This window comes from Candidatus Andeanibacterium sp. (assembly GCF_057143545.1).
This window is the reverse complement of sequence record NZ_DBNHSF010000209.1, coordinates 1-19,449: the sequence shown is the minus strand read 5'-3', so window position 1 is coordinate 19,449 and position 19,449 is coordinate 1. Positions and strand designations below refer to the sequence as shown.

General features: G+C 66.4%; 18 protein-coding genes. 12 read left to right on the top strand and 6 right to left on the bottom strand.

What is annotated here, in order from left to right:
- From AC16XC_RS12240 to AC16XC_RS12210, 7 genes are all read left to right on the top strand, one after another.
- A partial coding sequence (locus AC16XC_RS12240) for a secondary thiamine-phosphate synthase enzyme YjbQ (protein ID WP_484034937.1) occupies nt 1-197 on the top strand: 197 nt, incomplete at its 5' end.
- A gap of 187 nt (nt 198-384) precedes the next feature.
- The gene (gene zwf, locus AC16XC_RS12235) at nt 385-1,824 is read left to right on the top strand and encodes a glucose-6-phosphate dehydrogenase (protein ID WP_484034936.1); all 1,440 of its coding nucleotides are present in this window, start codon (nt 385-387) and stop codon (nt 1,822-1,824) included.
- Between the two features lie 135 nt (nt 1,825-1,959).
- Nucleotides 1,960-3,771: a phosphogluconate dehydratase gene (edd, locus tag AC16XC_RS12230; protein ID WP_484034935.1), complete on the top strand. Its 1,812-nt coding sequence runs from the start codon at nt 1,960-1,962 to the stop codon at nt 3,769-3,771.
- Nucleotides 3,768-4,736 carry a glucokinase gene (locus AC16XC_RS12225; RefSeq protein WP_484034934.1) on the top strand — a complete coding sequence of 323 codons (969 nt, stop codon included), beginning with the start codon at nt 3,768-3,770 and terminating at the stop codon, nt 4,734-4,736. The genes edd and AC16XC_RS12225 overlap by 4 nt, the downstream gene beginning before the upstream one ends.
- A gap of 20 nt (nt 4,737-4,756) precedes the next feature.
- Nucleotides 4,757-5,344 (top strand): bifunctional 4-hydroxy-2-oxoglutarate aldolase/2-dehydro-3-deoxy-phosphogluconate aldolase, encoded by a 588-nt coding sequence (gene eda, locus AC16XC_RS12220; RefSeq protein ID WP_484034940.1) that lies wholly within the window; start codon nt 4,757-4,759, stop codon nt 5,342-5,344.
- A gap of 2 nt (nt 5,345-5,346) precedes the next feature.
- A complete protein-coding gene (locus tag AC16XC_RS12215; protein ID WP_484034933.1) occupies nt 5,347-8,130 on the top strand; it encodes a phosphoenolpyruvate carboxylase in 2,784 nt (927 codons plus the stop codon).
- 43 nt (nt 8,131-8,173) lie between these two features.
- The gene (locus tag AC16XC_RS12210) at nt 8,174-8,977 is read left to right on the top strand and encodes an FkbM family methyltransferase (protein WP_484034932.1); all 804 of its coding nucleotides are present in this window, start codon (nt 8,174-8,176) and stop codon (nt 8,975-8,977) included.
- Nucleotides 8,978-8,981: 4 nt separating this feature from the next.
- On the opposite strand, the gene tilS is transcribed toward AC16XC_RS12210, so the two are convergent.
- The 5 genes from tilS to AC16XC_RS12185 all read right to left on the bottom strand — a co-directional run bounded on the left by tilS (nt 8,982) and on the right by AC16XC_RS12185 (nt 14,603).
- Nucleotides 8,982-9,860, bottom strand: a complete 879-nt coding sequence (tilS, locus tag AC16XC_RS12205; RefSeq protein WP_484034939.1) for a tRNA lysidine(34) synthetase TilS — start codon at nt 9,858-9,860, stop codon at nt 8,982-8,984.
- Nucleotides 9,861-9,936: 76 nt separating this feature from the next.
- Nucleotides 9,937-10,845, bottom strand: coding sequence for a tetratricopeptide repeat protein (locus AC16XC_RS12200; RefSeq protein ID WP_484034931.1), 909 nt, complete (start codon nt 10,843-10,845; stop codon nt 9,937-9,939).
- 142 nt (nt 10,846-10,987) lie between these two features.
- Entirely contained in the window at nt 10,988-11,962 is a 975-nt protein-coding gene (locus tag AC16XC_RS12195; RefSeq protein ID WP_484034930.1) for a helix-turn-helix domain-containing protein, read from the bottom strand.
- A 137-nt stretch (nt 11,963-12,099) separates the two neighbouring features.
- Nucleotides 12,100-14,370 (bottom strand): phosphoenolpyruvate--protein phosphotransferase, encoded by a 2,271-nt coding sequence (gene ptsP, locus AC16XC_RS12190; protein ID WP_484034929.1) that lies wholly within the window; start codon nt 14,368-14,370, stop codon nt 12,100-12,102.
- A 77-nt stretch (nt 14,371-14,447) separates the two neighbouring features.
- On the bottom strand, nt 14,448-14,603 hold the full coding sequence (locus AC16XC_RS12185) for a DUF465 domain-containing protein (protein ID WP_484034928.1): 156 nt from the start codon (nt 14,601-14,603) through the stop codon (nt 14,448-14,450).
- 175 nt (nt 14,604-14,778) lie between these two features.
- Between AC16XC_RS12185 and AC16XC_RS12180 the strand changes: the two genes are divergently transcribed.
- Entirely contained in the window at nt 14,779-14,976 is a 198-nt protein-coding gene (locus AC16XC_RS12180) for a YdcH family protein (RefSeq protein ID WP_484034927.1), read from the top strand.
- A gap of 113 nt (nt 14,977-15,089) precedes the next feature.
- Nucleotides 15,090-15,557: a DUF1465 family protein gene (locus AC16XC_RS12175; protein WP_484034926.1), complete on the top strand. Its 468-nt coding sequence runs from the start codon at nt 15,090-15,092 to the stop codon at nt 15,555-15,557.
- Here the strand turns inward: AC16XC_RS12175 and glpK are convergent.
- A complete protein-coding gene (gene glpK, locus AC16XC_RS12170; RefSeq protein ID WP_484034925.1) occupies nt 15,554-17,026 on the bottom strand; it encodes a glycerol kinase GlpK in 1,473 nt (490 codons plus the stop codon). The genes AC16XC_RS12175 and glpK overlap by 4 nt on opposite strands.
- Before the next feature lie 34 nt (nt 17,027-17,060).
- Between glpK and AC16XC_RS12165 the strand changes: the two genes are divergently transcribed.
- The 3 genes from AC16XC_RS12165 to AC16XC_RS12155 form a co-directional block, all read left to right on the top strand.
- Entirely contained in the window at nt 17,061-18,014 is a 954-nt protein-coding gene (locus AC16XC_RS12165; protein ID WP_484034938.1) for an MBL fold metallo-hydrolase, read from the top strand.
- 60 nt (nt 18,015-18,074) lie between these two features.
- Nucleotides 18,075-18,815: an adenylate cyclase gene (locus AC16XC_RS12160; protein ID WP_484034924.1), complete on the top strand. Its 741-nt coding sequence runs from the start codon at nt 18,075-18,077 to the stop codon at nt 18,813-18,815.
- Nucleotides 18,816-18,820: 5 nt separating this feature from the next.
- On the top strand, nt 18,821-19,449 hold a 629-nt coding region (locus AC16XC_RS12155), incomplete at its 3' end, for a hypothetical protein (RefSeq protein ID WP_484034923.1).

Genomic DNA, 19,449 nt, shown 5'->3' with positions numbered 1-19,449 from the left:
GCGGTTCCTATAGCCATGACAGCGAGGGGCCGGACGACATGCCCGCGCATCTCAAGGCGGCGCTGACCGGCGTCAATCTCTCGCTCCCCGTCGCCGACGGGCGGATGATGCTGGGCACCTGGCAGGGCATCTTCCTCGCCGAACACCGCGCCGGGCCGCAGCGGCGCTCGGTCGCCGTGCACCTGCTCGGGGAATAGCAAGCGGGATCGCCATTTTCGCTTGCGCGCCGGTGCATGGTAGCGCTACCACGGCGATGCGGGCGGCGCGGCAAGGGCGCCGATGCGGATCTGGAGTGGAAACTGGCCAAGCCCCGTCGAACCTGATAGCTTTGTTGCAATGCAACAGGCCGACGGGCCGGGCCGGCATGTTGAGGACTAGAGGCAAATGACCTTCACCGCTGACCGGCTGCTCCTGTTCGGCGCGACGGGCGACCTTGCCCAGCGCATGCTGCTCCCCTCGCTGTGCGCGCTCGACGCCGACGAGCTGGTCGATCCGAAATTGCAGATCGTCTGCACGGGCCGCTCCGCGCTCGATACGCATGCCTATCGCAACCTCGCCCGCGCGGCGCTGGAGAAGTTCCTCCCGGCCGAACGCCGCGGGAGCGTCGCGACCTTCCTCAACCGGATCTCCTACGAGCCGGTCGACGCCACCACGCTGGACGGTTTCGACCGGCTGGCCAGGGCGGTCGGCCAGCCGGACCATGGCCTCGCGATCTTCCTCTCGACCGCGCCCAGCCTGTTCGAGCCGACCATCGAGGGGCTGCGGCATGGCGGGCTGGCCGGCGGCAATGTCCGGATCGGGCTGGAGAAGCCCCTGGGCAGCGATCTCGCCTCGAGCTGCGAGATCAACGATGCGGTCGCCCGGGCCTTCAGCGAGGACCGGATCTACCGGATCGATCATTACCTGGGGAAGGAGACGGTCCAGAACCTGCTCGCGCTGCGCTTCGCCAATTTGCTGTTCGAGCCGCTGTGGAACGCGTCCTATATCGACCATGTCCAGATCACCGTGTCGGAGACGGTCGGGCTCGAGAGCCGGGTCGATTTCTACGACGACGCAGGCGCGCTGCGCGACATGGTCCAGAACCACATGCTGCAGCTGCTCGCGCTGGTCGCGATGGAACCGCCCAACGATTACGATCCCGGCTCGGTGCGCGACGAGAAGGTCAAGGTCTTGCGCGCCCTGCGCGAGATTTCGCCGGGAGAATCTGTCACCGGGCAATATCGCGCCGGGGCGATCGCCGGGACGGCCGTGCCCGGTTACGACGAAGAGCTCGGCCGCGACAGCGACACCGAGACTTTCGTCGCGATCAAGGCGCATGTCGACAATTGGCGCTGGACCGGCGTGCCGTTCTACCTGCGCACCGGCAAGCGGATGCACGAGCGCTCGACCGAGATCCTCGTCCAGTTCCGCGACATCCCGCATTCGATCTTCGCCAGCCGCGGGGCGAAGACCCGGCCCAACCGGCTGCACATTTCGATCCAGCCGCAGGAAAACATCACCCTGTCGCTGATGGCCAAGGTCCCGGGGCTCGACCGCGACGGGATCCGGCTGCGCCAGGTCCCGCTCGATATCGCGCTGGCCGACGCCTTCACCGGGGCCCAGAAGCGGATCGCCTATGAGCGGCTGCTCTTGGACCTGATCGAGGGCGACCAGACGCTGTTCGTACGGCGCGACGAGGTCGAGGCGCAATGGACCTGGATCGACATGATCCGCGCGACCTGGGCCGCAGAAGGGCTCAAGCCAAAACCCTACAACGCCGGCGGCTGGGGCCCGAGCGCGGCGATCGCGCTGGCCGAGCGCGACGGGGTGACGTGGCATGAATAGGGCCCACACGATTCTCCCCATCCGGGGGAGGGGGACCATGCGAAACATGGTGGAGGGGTATCGCCTCCTCGCCAGGGTAACACCCCACCGTCAGTCGCTGCGCGACTGCCACCTCCCCTCGCAGGGGAGGACCTGATGGCGCTTAACCCCATCGTCGCCCGCGTCACCCAGCGGATCGTCGAGAAGTCGCGGCCCTCGCGTCGGCGCTATCTCGCGCTGATGGAGCGCGAGGCGGAGCGCCGGCCCGACCGCAACGCCGTGTCCTGCTCGAACCTTGCCCATGCCTATGCCGGGGCGCTCGAGGACCAGGCCGCGATGCGCGCGCAGCGCGGGCCGAACCTGGCGATCGTCAGCGCCTATAACGACATGCTTTCGGCCCACCAGCCCTATGGCGCCTATCCCGCGCAGATGAAAATCTATGCCCGCGAAGTCGGCGCCACCGCGCAGGTTGCGGGCGGCACGCCGGCGATGTGCGACGGCGTGACCCAGGGGCAGGACGGGATGGAATTGTCGCTGTTCAGCCGCGACGTGATCGCGCTGTCAACCGCGGTCGCGCTCTCGCACCAGATGTATGACGGCGTCGCGTTGCTTGGGATTTGCGACAAGATCGTTCCCGGCCTGATGATCGGCGCGCTGCGCTTCGGGCATTTGCCGGCGATCTTCGTTCCTTCGGGGCCGATGCCCTCGGGGATCGCCAACAAGGAAAAGCAGAAGGTCCGCCAGCTCTATGCCGAAGGCAAGGCGAGCCGCGCCGAGCTGCTCGAAAGCGAGAGCAAGAGCTACCATTCGCCGGGCACCTGCACCTTCTACGGGACGGCCAATTCCAACCAGATGATGCTGGAACTGATGGGGCTGCACATGCCCGGCGCGGCCTTTGTCACGCCGGGAACGCCGCTGCGGCAGGCGCTGACCCGCGCCGCGACCCACCGGCTGGCGGCGATGGCCGCCGATGGCGAGGATTATCGCCCCTTGAGCCAATGCGTCGACGAGAAGGCGATCGTCAACGCGGCTGTCGGCCTCTTGGCGACCGGCGGATCGACCAACCACGCGATCCATATCCCGGCCATGGCCCGCGCCGCGGGCATCCTGATCGACTGGGACGATATCTCCGAATTGTCGACCGCCGTGCCGCTCATCGCCAGCGTCTATCCCAACGGTTCGGGCGACGTGAACCAGTTCCACCAGGCGGGCGGCATGGCCTATGTCATCGGCGAATTGCTCGCGGCCGGCCTCGCCCACCGCGATATCCTGACGGTCGCCGGCGACGGTCTCGAAGACTATGCGCTCGAACCCGACCTCGACGGCGACATGGTCTCGTGGCGCAAGGGACCCGAAACCCCGCGCGACGATGCGATGCTGCGGCCCGTGAGCCAGCCGTTCCAGCCCGATGGCGGGATGAAGCTGGTCCAGGGCAATCTCGGCCGGGCCTGTTTCAAGGCTTCGGCGGTCGATCATTCGCGCTGGACGATCGAAGCCCCCTGCCGGGTGTTCAATCGCCAGGAGGACGTGGCCGAAGCGTTCAAGCGGGGCGAACTCGACCGGGATGTGGTGGTGGTGGTCCGCTTCCAGGGGCCGCGCGCCAACGGCATGCCCGAACTGCACAAGCTGACCCCGCCCTTGGGCGTGCTGCAGGATCGCGGCTACCGTGTCGCGCTGGTTACCGACGGGCGAATGTCGGGGGCGTCGGGCAAGGTCCCGGCGGCGATCCATGTCACTCCGGAGGCGCATGATGGCGGTGCGCTCGCGCTGCTCGAGGATGGCGACCCGGTCAGGCTCTGTGCGGAAAAGGGCGAACTTTCCACCTCCGCCGATCTTTCGGCGCGCAAGCCGTTCGCGTTCCAGGAAGACGAAACCGGCGTCGGGCGCGAGCTGTTTGCCATGTTCCGCAAATTCGCCGATGGCGCCGAACAGGGCGCGAGTGCGATGCTGGCGGGGGCGGAACTATGACGGATCTCGTAGCGCTCGACGTCGGCGGCACCCACGCCCGCTTCGCGCTCGGCAGCGTGCTTGCCAATGGATCGATCGAACTCGACGAGCCGGTCACGCTCCACACCGAGGATTTCGCCACCCCGGAAGATGCCTGGCGGGAGTTCGCGCGCCGGTCGCCCGGTCCGGAGCCCCGCAACGCGGCAATTGCCATCGCTGGCCCGGTTACCGGCGATGTCGTGCCGATGACCAACAGCGCCTGGGTCCTGCGGATCGGCGGATTCAAGCAGGCATTGGGGCTTGAGGCAATCACCGTGCTCAACGATTTCGGGGCGGTGGCCCATGCCGTGGCCCGCGCGCCGGCCGACCAGTTCGCCCATATTGCGGGGCCCGACATCCCGCTGCCCGCGCGCGGCACCGTCAGCGTGATCGGGCCCGGCACCGGCCTGGGCGTGGCTCATTTCCATCGCTACGCCGATAAGCTTGGGGGCGGCTATCACGTCCAGGCAACCGAGGGCGGGCATATCGGATTTGCGCCGCAGGACGAATTCGACGATCGCCTGCTGGCGAACCTGCGCGGGATGTATGGCCGCGTGGCCACCGAGAGGGTCAATGCCGGCCCCGGAATCGAGGCCATCTATGCCGCGCTGGGCGGTCGCGCCCTGAGCCACGACCGGGCGATATGGGAACGCGGCCTGACCGGCGAAGACGACCTGGCGGCGCAAGCGGTCGAGCGATTCTGCGCCTCGCTCGGCAGCGCGGTCGGCGACTATGCCCTCGCCCACGGCGCCAGCGCAGTGGTGCTGGCGGGCGGCCTGGGCCTGCGGCTGCGCGAAATATTGCCGCGTTCGCAATTTGCGGAGAGGTTCCGCGCCAAGCCGCGTTACGAAGAGATGATGGCCGCGATCCCGGTCAAGCTGATTACCCATCCACAGCCCGGCCTGTTCGGGGCTGCCGCCGCCTTTGCACTGGAGCACCTCTCTTGAGCGGATCGATCGGACAGGTGATGCGCACCGCGCCGGTGATCCCGGTGCTGGTGGTCGACGATGTTGCCACAGCGGCCCCGCTGGCCGAGGCGCTGGTTGCGGGCGGGCTAGCGGTCCTCGAAGTGACCTTGCGCACAGAGGCCGCGCTCGATGCGATCAGGGAAATGAAGCAGGTTCCCGGCGCGATTGTCGGCGCCGGGACGGTCACCAATCCGGCCGAGCTCGATGCCGCGCTGGAAGCGGGGAGCGAGTTCATCGTCTCGCCCGGCCTGACCGATACGCTCGGCAGGGCCGCCATTGCTTCGGGCGCGCCCTTCCTTCCCGGCATCGCCACTGCGGGCGACATCATGCGCGGGCTCGACCTCGGGCTGACCCATTTCAAGTTCTTCCCGGCGAGCACGTCGGGCGGCATCCCCGCGCTCAAGGCGCTGGCCGCGCCGTTCGGCCAGTGCCGCTTCTGTCCGACCGGGGGAATTACCATTGAAACCGCACCCGGCTGGCTGGCACTCGATCCCGTGCTGTGCGTCGGGGGAAGCTGGATCGTACCAAGGGGAGAGATCGACTATCGGGCGGTCGAAGCGGCTGCCCGAACAGCAAGGGCGCTTTGACCATGCGCAGCGTTGCCGAGCTCGTCGAACGGCTTGAAACGCACCACGCGCGCACCAGGGAAACTCCGCTGTTCAACCCGGTTTTCCAGCTCTCGCTCGACCTCTCGCGCGACCTCGAAGCGGGCAGGATCGACCTCGACACGATCGAGGCGCTGGTCGCCGAACTCGAATGCGAAGCCTTGGGTGGCCGTGCCGAACGGCTGCGCGGGCTCGTCGCGCCGGTCGGAATCGAGGCGAACCTGGCCGGCTTCCGCGCCGGCCTGTCGGGCGAGAACGGCGATTTCGCTTCCTTCCGCAGGCGCTGGGAGCAGCCGCAACTCCATTGCGTGTTCACCGCCCATCCGACCTTCCTGCTTTCCCCGGGCCAGGCCGAAGCGGTCGCCGCCGCCGCGTCGCAGGACGGCGCGATCGACGCCGACGCCTGCGCGGCTTCCGCCGAACGGCCCGGGATCACCCTCGCCTTCGAGCACGAACAAGCGATGGAGGCGATTGCCAACGGCGCACACGCGCGCGACCGGCTGGTCGCAGCGCTGCTCGAGGAAGCGAGCGAACGCTGGCCAAGGGACTGGCACGCCTTCGCCCCGCTGCCGTTCCGCTTCGCGACTTGGGTCGGCTACGACATGGACGGCCGGACCGACATCAAATGGTACGATTCGATCGGTTTCAGGCTCGGCGAGAAAGCCGTCCGGCTGGCGCGCTATGCGAGCGAGCTCGAAGCGATCGATCCGGCGCACCGGCTGCTCGATACGCTGCGCAAGGCGACCGCCTATGCCGAAGCGCGCGCCGCCGACTTCGGCGCCGACCTGAGCGATCCCGCCGACCTGTCGGCCGCCGCCAACCGCCTGACCGCCGACGATCCGGCCAAGCTGCTGTCGCTGAGGCCGGTGATCGAAGCGCTCGAAAAAGAGGCCAAGGGCGCCGCAACCGGGCACGCGATCAAGCTCAAGACGCTCGCCGCGGCGATGCGCGCCGACGGGCTCGGCGTCGGCTGGATCCACTACCGGATCAATGCGAGCCAGCTCCACAATGCGATCCGCCGGGTGATCGATCCCGAAGGCGGGCTCGATCTCGCCAGCCAGGGCGCGCTGGTGCGGCTGCGCGAGGAACTCGCCAGGGTGAAGCCGCATCGCTCCAATTTCGCCGCGCTGGCGATCGAGAGCAGCACCGCAATCCGCCAATTCCTCTCGATGGCGCAAGTGATCCACCACATCGATGCCGATGCGCCGATCCGCATGCTGGTTGCCGAATGCGAGCAGCCTGCGACGATCCTGGCGGCGCTCTATTTCGCGCGGCTGTTCGGGATCGAGGACAAGGTCGACGTTTCGCCGTTGTTCGAGACCGAGAGCGCACTCGAACATGGTGGGCGCTTCCTCGACGCGGTTTGCGCCGAGCCCGCCTACCAGGCCTATGTCCGCCAGCGCGGCCGGCTGGCGATCCAGACCGGGTTTTCCGACGCCGGGCGCTTCGTCGGGCAGGTTCCCGCGAGCCTCGCGATCGAGCGGCTCCAGGGGCGGCTGGCGCAGGCGATGGCCGCCAACAAGCTCGACGCCGTCGCGGCGCTGGTCTTCAACACGCACGGCGAGAGCATGGGCCGCGGCGCGCATCCCGGTTCGCTCGAGGATCGCTTGACCTGGCCGCTGTCGCCCTGGGCCAAGCGCCGCTTCGTCCGCGCCGGGATCGCGCTCGAACCCGAGGTCAGCTTCCAGGGCGGCGACGGCTACCTGTTTTTCGCCACGCCCGAGCTGGCGCTGGCGACGCTGACAAGGATCGCCGAGATCCACCCCGCCGAAACCGATCCCGACGCTCCGGCCGATCCCTTTTATCGCCGGACCGATCTCAGCCTCGATTTCTATCGCGCGATCAAGGAGCACCAGCGCGAGCATCTCGAAAGCCGGACCTATTCGCGCGCGATCACGGCGTTCGGCCTCGGCATGCTCAATTCGACCGGCAGCCGGGTCTCGCGCCGCCAGTCCGACATTGCCGCAGACCGCGAGATGAGCCTGCGGCAAATCCGCGCCATCCCGCATAACGCGATTCTCCAGCAGCTCGGCTATCCGGTAAACGTGATCAGCGGCATCGGCACCGCCGCCGAAGGCAATTACGAAGACATCGCCGGACTGCTGCGCGAGAGCGAGCGCGGACGCCAGCTGATCCGCTATGCCCGCGCGGCCAACGCGCTCGCCAGCGTCAAGACCGTCGCCGCCTTTGGCGAGCTGTTCAACTCCGCCTATTGGGCGAGCCGCCCCTATCGCGGGACCGAGCTGCAGCTGCAGGATGCCTGCGAGGCGCTGGCCGAATATCTCGTCAAGGACGACCGGGTCGGCGTGTTCCGGCGGCTCGCCTCGCGGCTGAGGATCGATGCGATGAAGTTCCACCGGCTGCTCGCGCTCATCCCCGACGAGAACCCGCGCGCCGACCGCGAACAGGTCCGGCGCGCGATCGGGGTGCTGCAGGCGCTGCGGCTGGCGCTGTTCCAGCACATGTTCATCTGTGCAGTCTCGATTCCGGTGTTCAGCCGGGCGAACGACATTGCCCGCGAGGACGTGCTCGAAATGGTCTTCACCCTGCGGATCGAGGAAGCGCTGGCGCAATTGCGGCGCGCCTTCCCGACCAGCTTCCCCAAGCTGAGCGATTTCGCGATGGACGAACCGACCGATTATCCCGCGGGCGCGGGCGACAGCTATGAAGCGATCCAGCGGAACTATGTCGACCCGATCGAGCGCGCCCACCTTCTGTCGCTGAGGATCGCGACCGCCATCGCCAACCATTTCGGAGCGCATGGCTAAGTTCCGGCTTGGCGTTATCGCCTGCCCGTTCTAGCGGCATTTCATGGCCGACCTGTTCGAATTTGCCGTCAAGCGGAACCTGCGGGTGGTGATGGCGCGCCTCCGCGCCAAGTCGATGGTCGCGCTCGACAGGATCGCGCGGCTATTCGGCGGGCGGGCAATCCGGGAAAGCCATGTCTCGGTCTATGGCGTGCCGATGGTCTCCAATTTCGGCGACAAGACCTTCCGCTATTGCTTCTACGGCACGTACGGAAAGCATCTCTCGAACTATCTCGATGCGATCGACCGGCCGTTCGCCTTCGTCGATATCGGCGCGAACCAGGGCCTGTTCACCCTCATTGCCGGGCGCAACCGCCAGTGTTGCAGGCTCGTTGCGATGGAGCCGGTGAAGCGGACATTCGGTTATCTTGAAGCCAATGTCGCGCTCAACCGGCTCGGCGACCGGGCGAAATTGCTCAATGCCGCCCTGTCCGACGCTTCAGGCACGGCCGAGATCGCGATCAAGCCCAATCACAGCGGCGTTGCGTCGATCGCGGGTGGTCGAAGCCTGGACGACTGGCCGACCGAGACCATCGCGCTGATGTCGATTGCCGAGCTCGACCAACATCTCCCGGACGACCGGGAAATCGTGGTCAAGGTGGATGTCGAGGGGCATGAACCGGTGGTGATCGCGGAGCTGCTCAAATCGCGCCATCTCGCCCGGATTTCGGGGATTTTCTACGAGATGGACGAGCGCTGGGCCGATGCGGGGAGGATTGCGGACATGCTCCGGGAAGCCGGTTTCACCCGCTTCACCAAATACGGCATCCGCCGGCATTACGACATGCTGGCCGAGCGCCAGGACTGAACTCTCAGTCCGGCCCACGGACCTTGCGCGGAGGCTCCTTGCGAAAGGTCCAGACCCCGTGATGGACCCGCGCGACGACCCCGCCCAGGGTCGCATCCTTGCCGTTCTGCAGCCGCTGCATCAGCTTCACCACCGCACTGATCCGCGGCTCCACGCCGAGCATGCCGATCGCCCGGGCGATGGTCCGCACCCTGATCGCCTGCGGCGCCCGGGGCCGGTAGCGCACCTCGCCTTCGCCCACTTCGACGGCATCTTCCCATTCGCGCTGGGCCGCCCATTGCAGGACAATTTCCGCCTCGGCGAGATGCGCCGCGGCCTGCGCGATCGAGGGGACATCGAGCCAGTCCGCCTCGGCCAGCGCCGCGCGGATCCGCGCGCGATCGTATTTGGGATCGTCGTTGCTCGGATCCTGCGCCGGTTCGAGCCCCGACCGCTCGACGATCTCGGCGAGTTCGCTGCGCCGCCAGCCGAGCAATGGCCGCAGCAGCGGAATGTCCGTCCTGGGGATCGCGCCGCGCGCCCGTACCCCCGCCAGCCCCGGCACTCCGCTGGCCCGGTTGAGCCGCATGATCAGGGTCTCGGCCTGGTCGTCGGCATGGTGCGCGGTCGCAATCGCGGCAATTCCCCTTGCCTCGCTCCATTTGGCCAATGCCGCATAGCGCGCCGCGCGCGCGCGATCATGGAGATTGCCCTGCGCGACCTTCACAGTGAGGATCTTGTGGGGAATGCCGTAGGCCGCGCATAATTCGGCGACCATCGCCGCCTCATGCGCGCTTTCTGGCCGCAATCCGTGATCGACCGTGGCTGCCTCGATCCGCTCGGGGATCGCGGCCCGGGCGAGCAGCAGCAGCGCGAGGCTGTCGGGCCCTCCCGAAACCGCCAGCCCGAGCCTTTCCCCTTCGGGCCAGATCCGCGCCAGGTCGCCGGCAAAGCGCGCGATCAGCTTGTGAGGCAGGGCTTCAATCGCAGGTCACCTTGGCCCGGTCGCTCTCATATTGTTCCTGCAGGCGGCCGGTTGCCAGCGCCGGGAACTTCTCTCCGAATTCGGCCAGCGCGATGCAGGCGCGGTTCGTGTCATCGATCGCGACCATCGCCTCGGCGAGGAACAGCAGGCTGTCCGGCGCCCTGATGCCATCCGGATCGCTCTGGTAATTCTGCAGGAACCAGGGTGCGGCTTCGCGCGGCTTGCCGTCGTCGAGATAGGCCCGGCCGAGCAGGTTGCGGCCATAGCTGACCCGCCAGTGATCGGGATGATTGTCTAGGAACAGGCGCAGTTGCTGCTGCGCCTCCGGAAAAAGTCCCTCCTGCCACAGGCGGAAGCCATAGACATATTCGTCATCCCCGGGATCGCCGGAATCGGGCTTGGCGATCGCCTGGACCGCCGCGACCCTTTCCGGGCTGGGCGGTTCGGGCTCGGCTTCGAGCGCGGCCTGGCGCTCCGCCGCTTCGCGTTGCGCAGCCTCTTCGACGGCACGCTCCGCCGCCAGCCGCTGTTCGCGCTCGGCCTCGATCACTTCGAGCCGGGAAGTCAGCAGACCGATGTCGTAAGCGTTGACCTCGACCTGCGAGGTCAGGCGGGCCAGCTGGGCCTCGATCGAATCCAGCCGGCCGAGGATGTCGGTCACGGCGCTGGTCGACGGCCCGATCGGCACGATCTCGGTGCCCGGAGTGCCGGTCTCGACCTCGGGCTCGAAAAATCGTCCATCGCCCCCCGGAAACACCCGGCGCTGGAGCGCGCGCACTTCGGATTCGATCTTGCGTAGCCGCGCCTCCTCGTCGCCCGACTGGGCAAGGGCCGGCACGCTCGATAGACCAACACCGGCGAGGACCGACGCCAGCACGAGCGTCCGGCGGAGCTTCCCCCTCATTCGCGGCGGTCGGGCAAACATCCTGTTCTCCTGTCTTCAATTCTGCTCGAAACCGAATGGCTCCACCATGCCAAACGCCGCCTGAACGACGGGATGGCGAATTGTGCCAATCGCCGATTCACTTGTCGAGTTGGCCGCCTCGCTAAGCTGTGGGCGACAGTTCGCCGTCCGCATCCGCGGCTGTCGGCGGAGCAGCGGGCGCCGCCTGCACGGGGTCATTTGCCGCGGGTTGTGCCTGGTCCGACCCGACCGGCGTGGACGGAGCCCGCCGAACCGCAGCCGGGGCCGGCGCAGTGCCTGCCGGCGGGGCTTCATCCGCCGGTGCGCCGCGCGCCAGCAGGGCCGCTGCCGAAACGGGCAGATCGACAAGCTCCCCGGATTCCGCGAGCCTTGGCACGGCCACGCCGCCGATCGTGATGTCGAGCATGTCGGGCTGGGCTGTGACGAGCTTGGGAGCGATTGCCCCGGGCGGGATCGCAAAGCTCTCGCCCGCGGCAAGTTCGCGCTCCAGCAGGATTTGCCCGCCGTCTTCATAAAACCTGACCCAGGTTCGCGCAGACGCCGTAAAAACGACTTCGCCCGAAGGATCGATTTCAGCGACTTGCGGCATGGCGGGGAGCGTCGACTCCGCTCGTTGCCCAGGCTCTCGCGGAGCCTCATCCGCGGTAAGCCAGGGAAGCGAAGCGCCCGGCGAGACATACGTACTCCACACGAACAGCGAACCGCCGACCAACAGGACCAGGGCCGCAAAGGCGGAAAACCAGGCCAGGCCCGAAGACGGGATGCGCGCGGGATCGCCAGGCTCGAATGCCCGATTGGCAAATCCACTGCCTTGCGGATCGAGGATCGCCAGTTCTTCGCGAACCCGTCGTGCAATTTCGCCCTGGTCGAGGTCGACGAGCTTGGCATAGCTCCGCGAGAAGCCGACCGCGTAGGTCCGCCCGGGCAGCTTGTCGAATTGTCCCGCCTCGATCAGCGCGAGATGGCGCTCGGTAATGCGTGTCCGGGCGGCAATTTCGGCCAGCGAAAGGCCCTTTGCCTCACGAGCCGTGCGCAAGCTCTCGCCCACGCCGGGCGGCGCTACCTCGAACTCGTCTTCGCTTTCTTCGTCGACCACCCTTGCCCCCGTCTGAGCCCCTATCGGCCCCCTGCGGATCGGAATGTGCCACAGAAATAACCGGATTGTTACAAGTCAAGCGCTTACATAGCACATTGAAGAAGAATGGGCCGAGCCGAATTCTTCCAGCGGCGAATTCAATCGACGTCGATATCGCGCGCCGCGGCCCAGTGCTCGATCGCCCGGCGCATGTCGGGAGGGGGAGCGCCCAGCCAGCCGTTCATGGCCTGGCGGATCTGTCCGAGATCGACCTTTCGCACCAGCGACTTGATCGGCCCGACCGAGGCCGGGGTGATCGAAAGCCGTTCGATCCCGAGGCCAAGCAGCGCCAGGGCCTCGAGCCGCCTGCCGCCCATCTCGCCGCACACCGTCACATCGACATCGTGGCCGGCCGTGGCGGTCACGATCCGCTTGATGAAGCGCAGGATCGAAGGGCTGACCCAGTCATAGCGTTCCGCCAGCTTGGGATTGGCCCGGTCTGCCGCGAACAGGAACTGGGTGAGGTCGTTCGTGCCGATCGACAGGAACGATATCTTGGGCAATAGCAAGTCGAGAACTTCGGCCAGCGCCGGGACTTCCATCATCACGCCATAGCGGATTTCCACCGGCAGCTGCTTCTTCTGCTTTTTCAGGAACGCCAGCTGCTCTTCGAACACAACCCGCGCCGCATCGAATTCCCACGGTTCGGAAACCATCGGGAACATGACGTTGAGCGTCCTCCCCCCCGCCGCCTCGATCAGCGACCTTGCCTGCGCCTTGAGCAAGCCTTCGCGCTCCAGCGCGAGGCGCAAGGCACGCCAGCCCATCGCAGGGTTCTCGTCATTGCCCGAATGTTCGCTGCGCAAATAGGGCAGCGACTTGTCGCCGCCGATATCGACCGTCCTGAAGACAACCGGTTTTTCGCCCGCGCCTTCGAGCACATCCCGGTATAGCCGCGTCTGGCGCTCGCGCTGGGGCATCGTGGCCGAGACGAGAAACTGGAATTCGGTCCGGAACAGCCCGATGCCGTCCGCCCCGGTCAGGCTGAGCATGGCGATGTCGTCGCGCAGCCCGGCATTCATCATCACCGTGATCCGGGTGCCATCCTTGCTGAACGGCTCGACATCCCGCAGCTTGGCATAGGCCGCCTGGCGCTCCTTGCTCCTGGCGAACCGTGCCTCGAACGCATCGGCGACCGATTGGGAAGGGCGCGCGGTCACGATCCCCTGATCGGCGTCGACCAGCAGCAAATCGCCCTGGCGAATAAGCGAGCGGGCATTGCGGACCCGCCCGATCACCGGCACCCCCATCGCCCGGGCCACGATCACGACATGGGCGGTCAGCGAGCCTTCTTCCATGATCACGCCCTTGAGGCGGCGCTTGTCGTATTCGAGCAGCTCCGCCGGTCCGAGATTGCGCGCGATCAGCACCGCATCCTCGCGCAGGCCCATCTTGGCGGCGGTTCCCATCTGCCCCGAAACGATCCGCAACAGGCGGTTCGCGAGGTCCTCAAGATCGTGCATCCGGTCCGCCAGCAGCGGATCGTCGATCTGGCGCATGCGCATCCTCGTGCGTTGCTGGACGCGCTCGATCGCCGCCTCGGCGGTCAGGCCGGAATCGATCGCTTCGTTGATCCGGCGGCTCCAGCCCTCGTCATAGGCGAACATCTTGTAGGTCTCGAGCACCGCCTCGTGCTCGCCGCCGACCCCGAATTCGGCCTGGTTGGCCATGGTGTCGATCTGTTCGCGCATCTTGTCGAAGGCGAGATAGACCCGCTGGCGCTCGGCCTCGATATCTTCGGCCACGGTATGCTCGATCTCGATCCGCGGCTGGTGGAACACCGCCACCCCGCAGCCCAGGCCCTTGACCAGCGTCAGCCCGGTGAGCGTATCGGGTTCGGACAGGGCGGGATTTGACGATGCGGCATCTTCGGAATCGACCAGCCCGGCATTGTCGATCAGTTCGGCCAGCACCATCGCGACCGTCTGCAGCGCTTCGATCTCGACCTCTTCGTAGCGCCTTGGATCGACATGCTGGACGGTCAGCACGCCGATCGCGCGTTCGCGCCGGACGATCGGCACGCCGGCAAAGGAATGGAATTTTTCCTCGCCCGTTTCAGGGCGATAGGAGAAGTCCGGATGGGCGGTCGCCTCGGCCAGGTTCATGGTCTCGACATTGGCCGCGATCGTGCCGGTCAGGCCTTCGCCGACGCCCATCCGCGTGACATGGACCGCGGCCTGGTTGAGGCCGCGGGTGGCGAACAGTTCGAGCATTCCCTCCCGCAGGAGGTAGATCGAGCAGACTTCGCTATCGAGCGCCTCGCCGATAATGTCGACGACCTGGTTGAGCTTGCCCTGCGCGTGAAGGCGCGAAGCCATCACCTCGTGCAGCTGGGTCAGGATCGATCGGGCGGCGGCGGCGGCGGTCATGGGCAACGCCTATCGCATAATTGCGACAATGAAAGATAGGCCGTAGGACCTACCGCAAGTTGCGTACGCCTGAACGGCTAGATTTCGGCGATTTCTTCCTTGATCTTGAGCTTCTGCTTCTTGAGCTGCTGAAGCGTCGCTTCGTTGGGGTAGGGCCGGTTCATCTCTTCGCGGATCAGCTTCTCCAGTCCTTCATGCTTGGACTGCAAGGCGGCGGCGTGAGATGAGTTCATGGGCTTGCTCCTTATGCTGCAGATCGCCTCTGAGGACCTGCGTCCTGGCGACTCGCCAAGCGGCGGAGCCGCGCAATTGTCATCAAATCATAATAGTCCTAAATCGACAATTACCATTGTCGAATGCGACCGGATATTTCCCGGTTGCGGCGGGACGAGTGCGGGAGGCTCGCCGGTGAGCGAAGAGGAAATGCGCAAGAAGCTGGCCGGCCTGCGCGTTGAACATCGCGATCTCGACGCGGCGATCGACGCGCTCACCCTGGCCGGTTCACAGGACCAGCTGCAGATAGCCAGGCTCAAGAAGCGCAAGCTGAGGTTACGGGACCAGATCTCGATCATCGAGGACAACCTCACCCCCGACATCATCGCCTGAGGGTTAATCCAGGGGCATTTTCGTTCCGCTCAGGGACAGTCCGAAATTGGCGGCAGAATCGGCCCCCGCCGGGCTGGTCTTGGCCCGTTCGAAGGTCTAGCCACATTTCTGTCATGAGTGGCGAAGCGAACCTCAACCAGCCGATCGTCGAAGCCCTCTATCGCGAGGCCCTGATCCTGGCCGACGACGTTCGCGCCGCGTTCGACCTGTCCGCCAGGAGCACCGGGACGGGAGAGCACGAAGACCTGACCCGGATTGCGATGTCGTGCGAAGCGCTGCGCACCACCACGCGGATGATGCATATCATCGCCTGGCTCTTGAACCAGCGGGCCTTCTTCAACGGCGAGATCAGCGAACTCGCCTTGCGCCGCCATGGACGCCTGCCGAAAAAGACCGCCAGGTCCGATCCCGAACATCTCGCGCGGATCGAACCCGAGATCCGCGAACTGGTGCTGGAATCCGAACGCCTCTATGCCCGCGTCGAACGGCTCGACCAGGCCTGGCAGGAGAGCTTCGAGCTCGGGCAGGCGGAAATCCACCGGATGCACAAGCGCATCAGCGAGCAGGTGAGCCGCTTCTAAATCTTTCCGATCGCGCGCCGCCAGCGGGCCAGGCGGGCCGCTCTTTCCTCCGCGCCCATCGATGGTTCGAAGCGCGCCGTGCCGCCGCGCATCGCCCTGGCGGCGTCCTCAAGCGCCGGCTGGATGCCTGCACCGACTGCTGCGAGCATCGCAGCGCCCAGCGCGGTGGTTTCGACGAAATCGGGCCGCTCGACCGGAAGGCCAAGGATGTCCGCGATATCCTGCACCATCCAGTTGTTGACGCTCATTCCGCCATCGATCCTGAGCGCCGTCCACGCCACTCCGTCGGCGGCATAGGCTTGGGCGAGATCGTGGGTCTGGTGCGCCATCGCCTCGAGCGCGGCGCGGGCAATCTCCGCCTTGCCGGTTGCGAAGGAGAGGCCGGTCACCGATCCGCGCGCCTCCGGGTTCCAGTGCGGCGCACCCAGGCCCGTATGCGCGGGCACGATCACGACACCGTGGCTGCCATCGATCGAACGGGCGAGGTCCTCGGTCTCCGCGGCGGTGTCGATGATCCCGAGCGAGTCCCTGAGCCATTTGATCAGGCTTCCGGCGACGAACACCGACCCTTCGATGGCATAATGCCGCGCGCCGCCCAGCTGGTACAGCACCGTGCCGAGCAGGCGATTGTCGGACCGGGGGAGCTGCTGCCCGGTGCAGGTCAGGACGAAGGCCCCGGTGCCGTAAGTGATCTTGGTCTCGCCCGGCGCGAGACAAGCCTGGCCGATCGTGGCCGCCTGCTGGTCCCCGGCAATACCGGTGATCGCAATCGCCGCGCCGAACAGTTCCGGCAGGGTCTTGCCGAATTCCCCGGCATTGTCGCCAACTTGCGCGAGCGCGGTGCGGGGCACTCCGAACAATTCGCACAGGTCCTCGTCCCAACCGGCACCGGCCAGCGGCAGCAGCAGCGTCCGGCTGGCATTGCTGGCATCGGTTATGTGCAGTCCGCCGGTCAGTTTGCAGACCAGCCAGCTGTCGATGGTGCCCAGCGCCAGTGTGCCATTCGTCGATGCTGCAGCGACCTCGGGCACGTTTTCGATCAGCCAGCGCATCTTGGTCGCCGAGAAATAGGGATCGAGCAGCAGGCCGGTTGTCTCCTGCACCCCGGGCTCGTGCCCCTGCTCCTTCAACCCGGCGCAGAAATCGGCCGTTCGCCGGTCCTGCCAGACGATGGCCCGCGCCAGCGGCTCGCCGCTGTTCCTGTCCCACGCGACCACCGTTTCGCGCTGGTTGGTGATACCGATGCAGGCGATCCGGTCCGCTCCTCCGGCCTTGCCGACCATGTCGCGCCCGCATTGGAGGGTCTTGTCCCAGATCTCCGCGGGATCGTGCTCGACCCAACCGGGGCGCGGATAATGCTGGGTCAGTTCGCGTTGCGCAACGCCATGCAGCTTGCCGTCGAGCGCGAACAGCATCGCACGGGTGGAGGTCGTTCCTTCGTCGAGCACCAGGATGAATCGGTCGGCCATGGCATTCCTCTCGCTGCTGGCCCATATGCGGCGCATGGCGCTGCCTCCGCAACCCTGGCCGACCGGTGTCACCGAACAGCTCGAACCACTGGTGCGGCGCGTGCTCGCGCCCAACCCTTCGCCCTTCACCTACACCGGCACGCAGACCTACCTGGTCGGCACCGGGAACGATTTGGCGGTGATCGACCCCGGCCCTGACGAGGCCGAGCACCTCGAGGCGCTGCTGGCGGCAATCGGCGATGCGCAAGTCACCGCGATCCTGTGCACCCACACCCATCGCGACCATTCGCCCGCCGCCGCTCCGCTAGCGCGGGAAACCGGCGCACCGATCGTCGGCTGCGCGCCGCTGGCGATCGAAAGCGGCGAGCCGCGCGTCGATGCGCCGTTCGACAAGGCCTATGCCCCCGATCGTGTGCTGGCCGACGGCGTAGGCATCTCCGGCACCGGCTGGACGCTCACCGCCGTGGCCACGCCCGGCCACACGTCCAACCATCTGTGCTACGCGCTCGAGGAATCCGGCGCGCTGTTTACCGGCGATCATGTGATGGGCTGGTCGACCAGCGTGGTGGTGCCCCCCGATGGCGACATGGCCGATTACATGGCGAGCCTCGACAAGCTCTATGCCCGCGACGACCGGATCTACTACCCGGCGCACGGCCCGGCTGTGACCAAGCCGCGCCAACTGGTGCGCGGGATGATCGGTCACCGCAAGCAGCGCGAGCGCCAGATCGTCAGGCTGCTGGGCGAAGCAGAACGGGCCCCGGCGCAGGCCGGGGCCTCAGGCGGACAAGGATTGACTGAAGGCTCGAGGTCCCTGCCTCCGCAGGGACTCAACGTAATGGACCTCGTCCCGAAGATGTACGCCGCCATCGACACACGCCTGTGGCCCGCCGCGGCGCAATCGGTGAAGGCGCACCTGATCGAGCTTGAGCGGCAGGGCCGGGTGAAGTTTGACGGACAGATCTGGGCGCTGGCGAAACCCGATTGACTCTCCCGACGAAGCTGACAATTTCCTGTCCGGTTCAATGGTCTTGGGGGGAATCGGGCCATGGCGAGTCTCGCGGAAGGGGGCGCTGCGGCGCAGGTAAATCCAAGGAATTACCGCGCCGACCAGGGCTTCTTCCTCGGCATGGCGCTGCTGCTGTCGCTGCTGACCGCCACCGGCTTTGCACAACTCGCCCTGCGCGGCATTACCGATCCGATCGGCGCACCGTTTCGCGTCCACGTCCATGCATTGCTGCTGGGCGGCTGGCTGATCCTGTTCTGCACGCAGAACCTGCTGGCGTACTGGGGGAATATCAAGCTGCACCGCAAGCTCGGCTGGGCGGCGCTGCTGCTCGTTCTGGCTATCATGGCTGCCAATTACCATGTGACCATCCGGGCCATTATCGAAGGCCGCATGGGCATTGCCGGAGCTACTCCATCCAGCTTCCTCGCGCTGGGCACCGCCGACACGCTGACCTTCGCCGGGCTGGTCGCCTGGGCGATTGCGAAGCGGCGCGACACGCAATGGCATCGCCGGCTGCTGTTCGGCGCGACGCTGATGGTGGCGGTCGCAGGGTTCAACCGCCTGCTGGCGGACATGCCCCCGGCGATCGCGCCGTTCCTGGGGATTGGCACCCAGTTCGCCTTCCTCGCCGCGATCACGCTGCATGACCGCAAGGTTCTGGGCAAGGTGCACGGGGCCACGATCGCGGTCGCCATCGTCGTGCTGGTGCAGCATGCCATCCCGGTGGTCTTCCCGATGATCGGTCCATGGAACGCCCTTGTAGCGAGCATCGTGGGGTAAGGAGCATGGCCAGTATCGCATCGCCTGCAACCGACCACGCCACCCGCGAACGGCGGTTCTTCTTCGGCATGTCGCTGCTGCTGATTGCAGCGGCATTGCTCGGCTTCGGCTGGTTCCAATATGCCGGGATTTCGAGCTGGGGCGCGCCGTGGTGGGTGCATGTCCACGCGGTGAGCCAGATGGGCTGGCTCGGCTTCTATGCCTTGCAGAACTGGCTGGTGATGCAAGGCAATCTCGCGCTGCACCGCAGGCTGGGCGTGTTCGGAATTGTCTTCGCGGTGTGGCTGCTGGTGGCCGGGTTCAACATCGCCTACCTGTCGCTTGCGACCGGCCGCAATGACGGGCTGATCCCGCCAGCCTACCTGGCCGCACTCAATTTGACCAACCTTTCCACTTTCGCCCTGCTGTTTGCGGCCGCGATCAGCAAACGGCGCCAGAGCGACTGGCACAAACGGCTGATGCTGAGCGCGATGATCGTGCTCTCGCTGCCGAGCCTCGGGCGCATCCTGATCATGCTGGACATTCCCAGCACGCTCAACCGGACCCTGTTCCTGCTGGCCTTCATCGCGATCGGGATGATCTTCGACTGGCGGAACCGCGGCAATATCCACCCTGCCTATATCTGGGGCGCGGG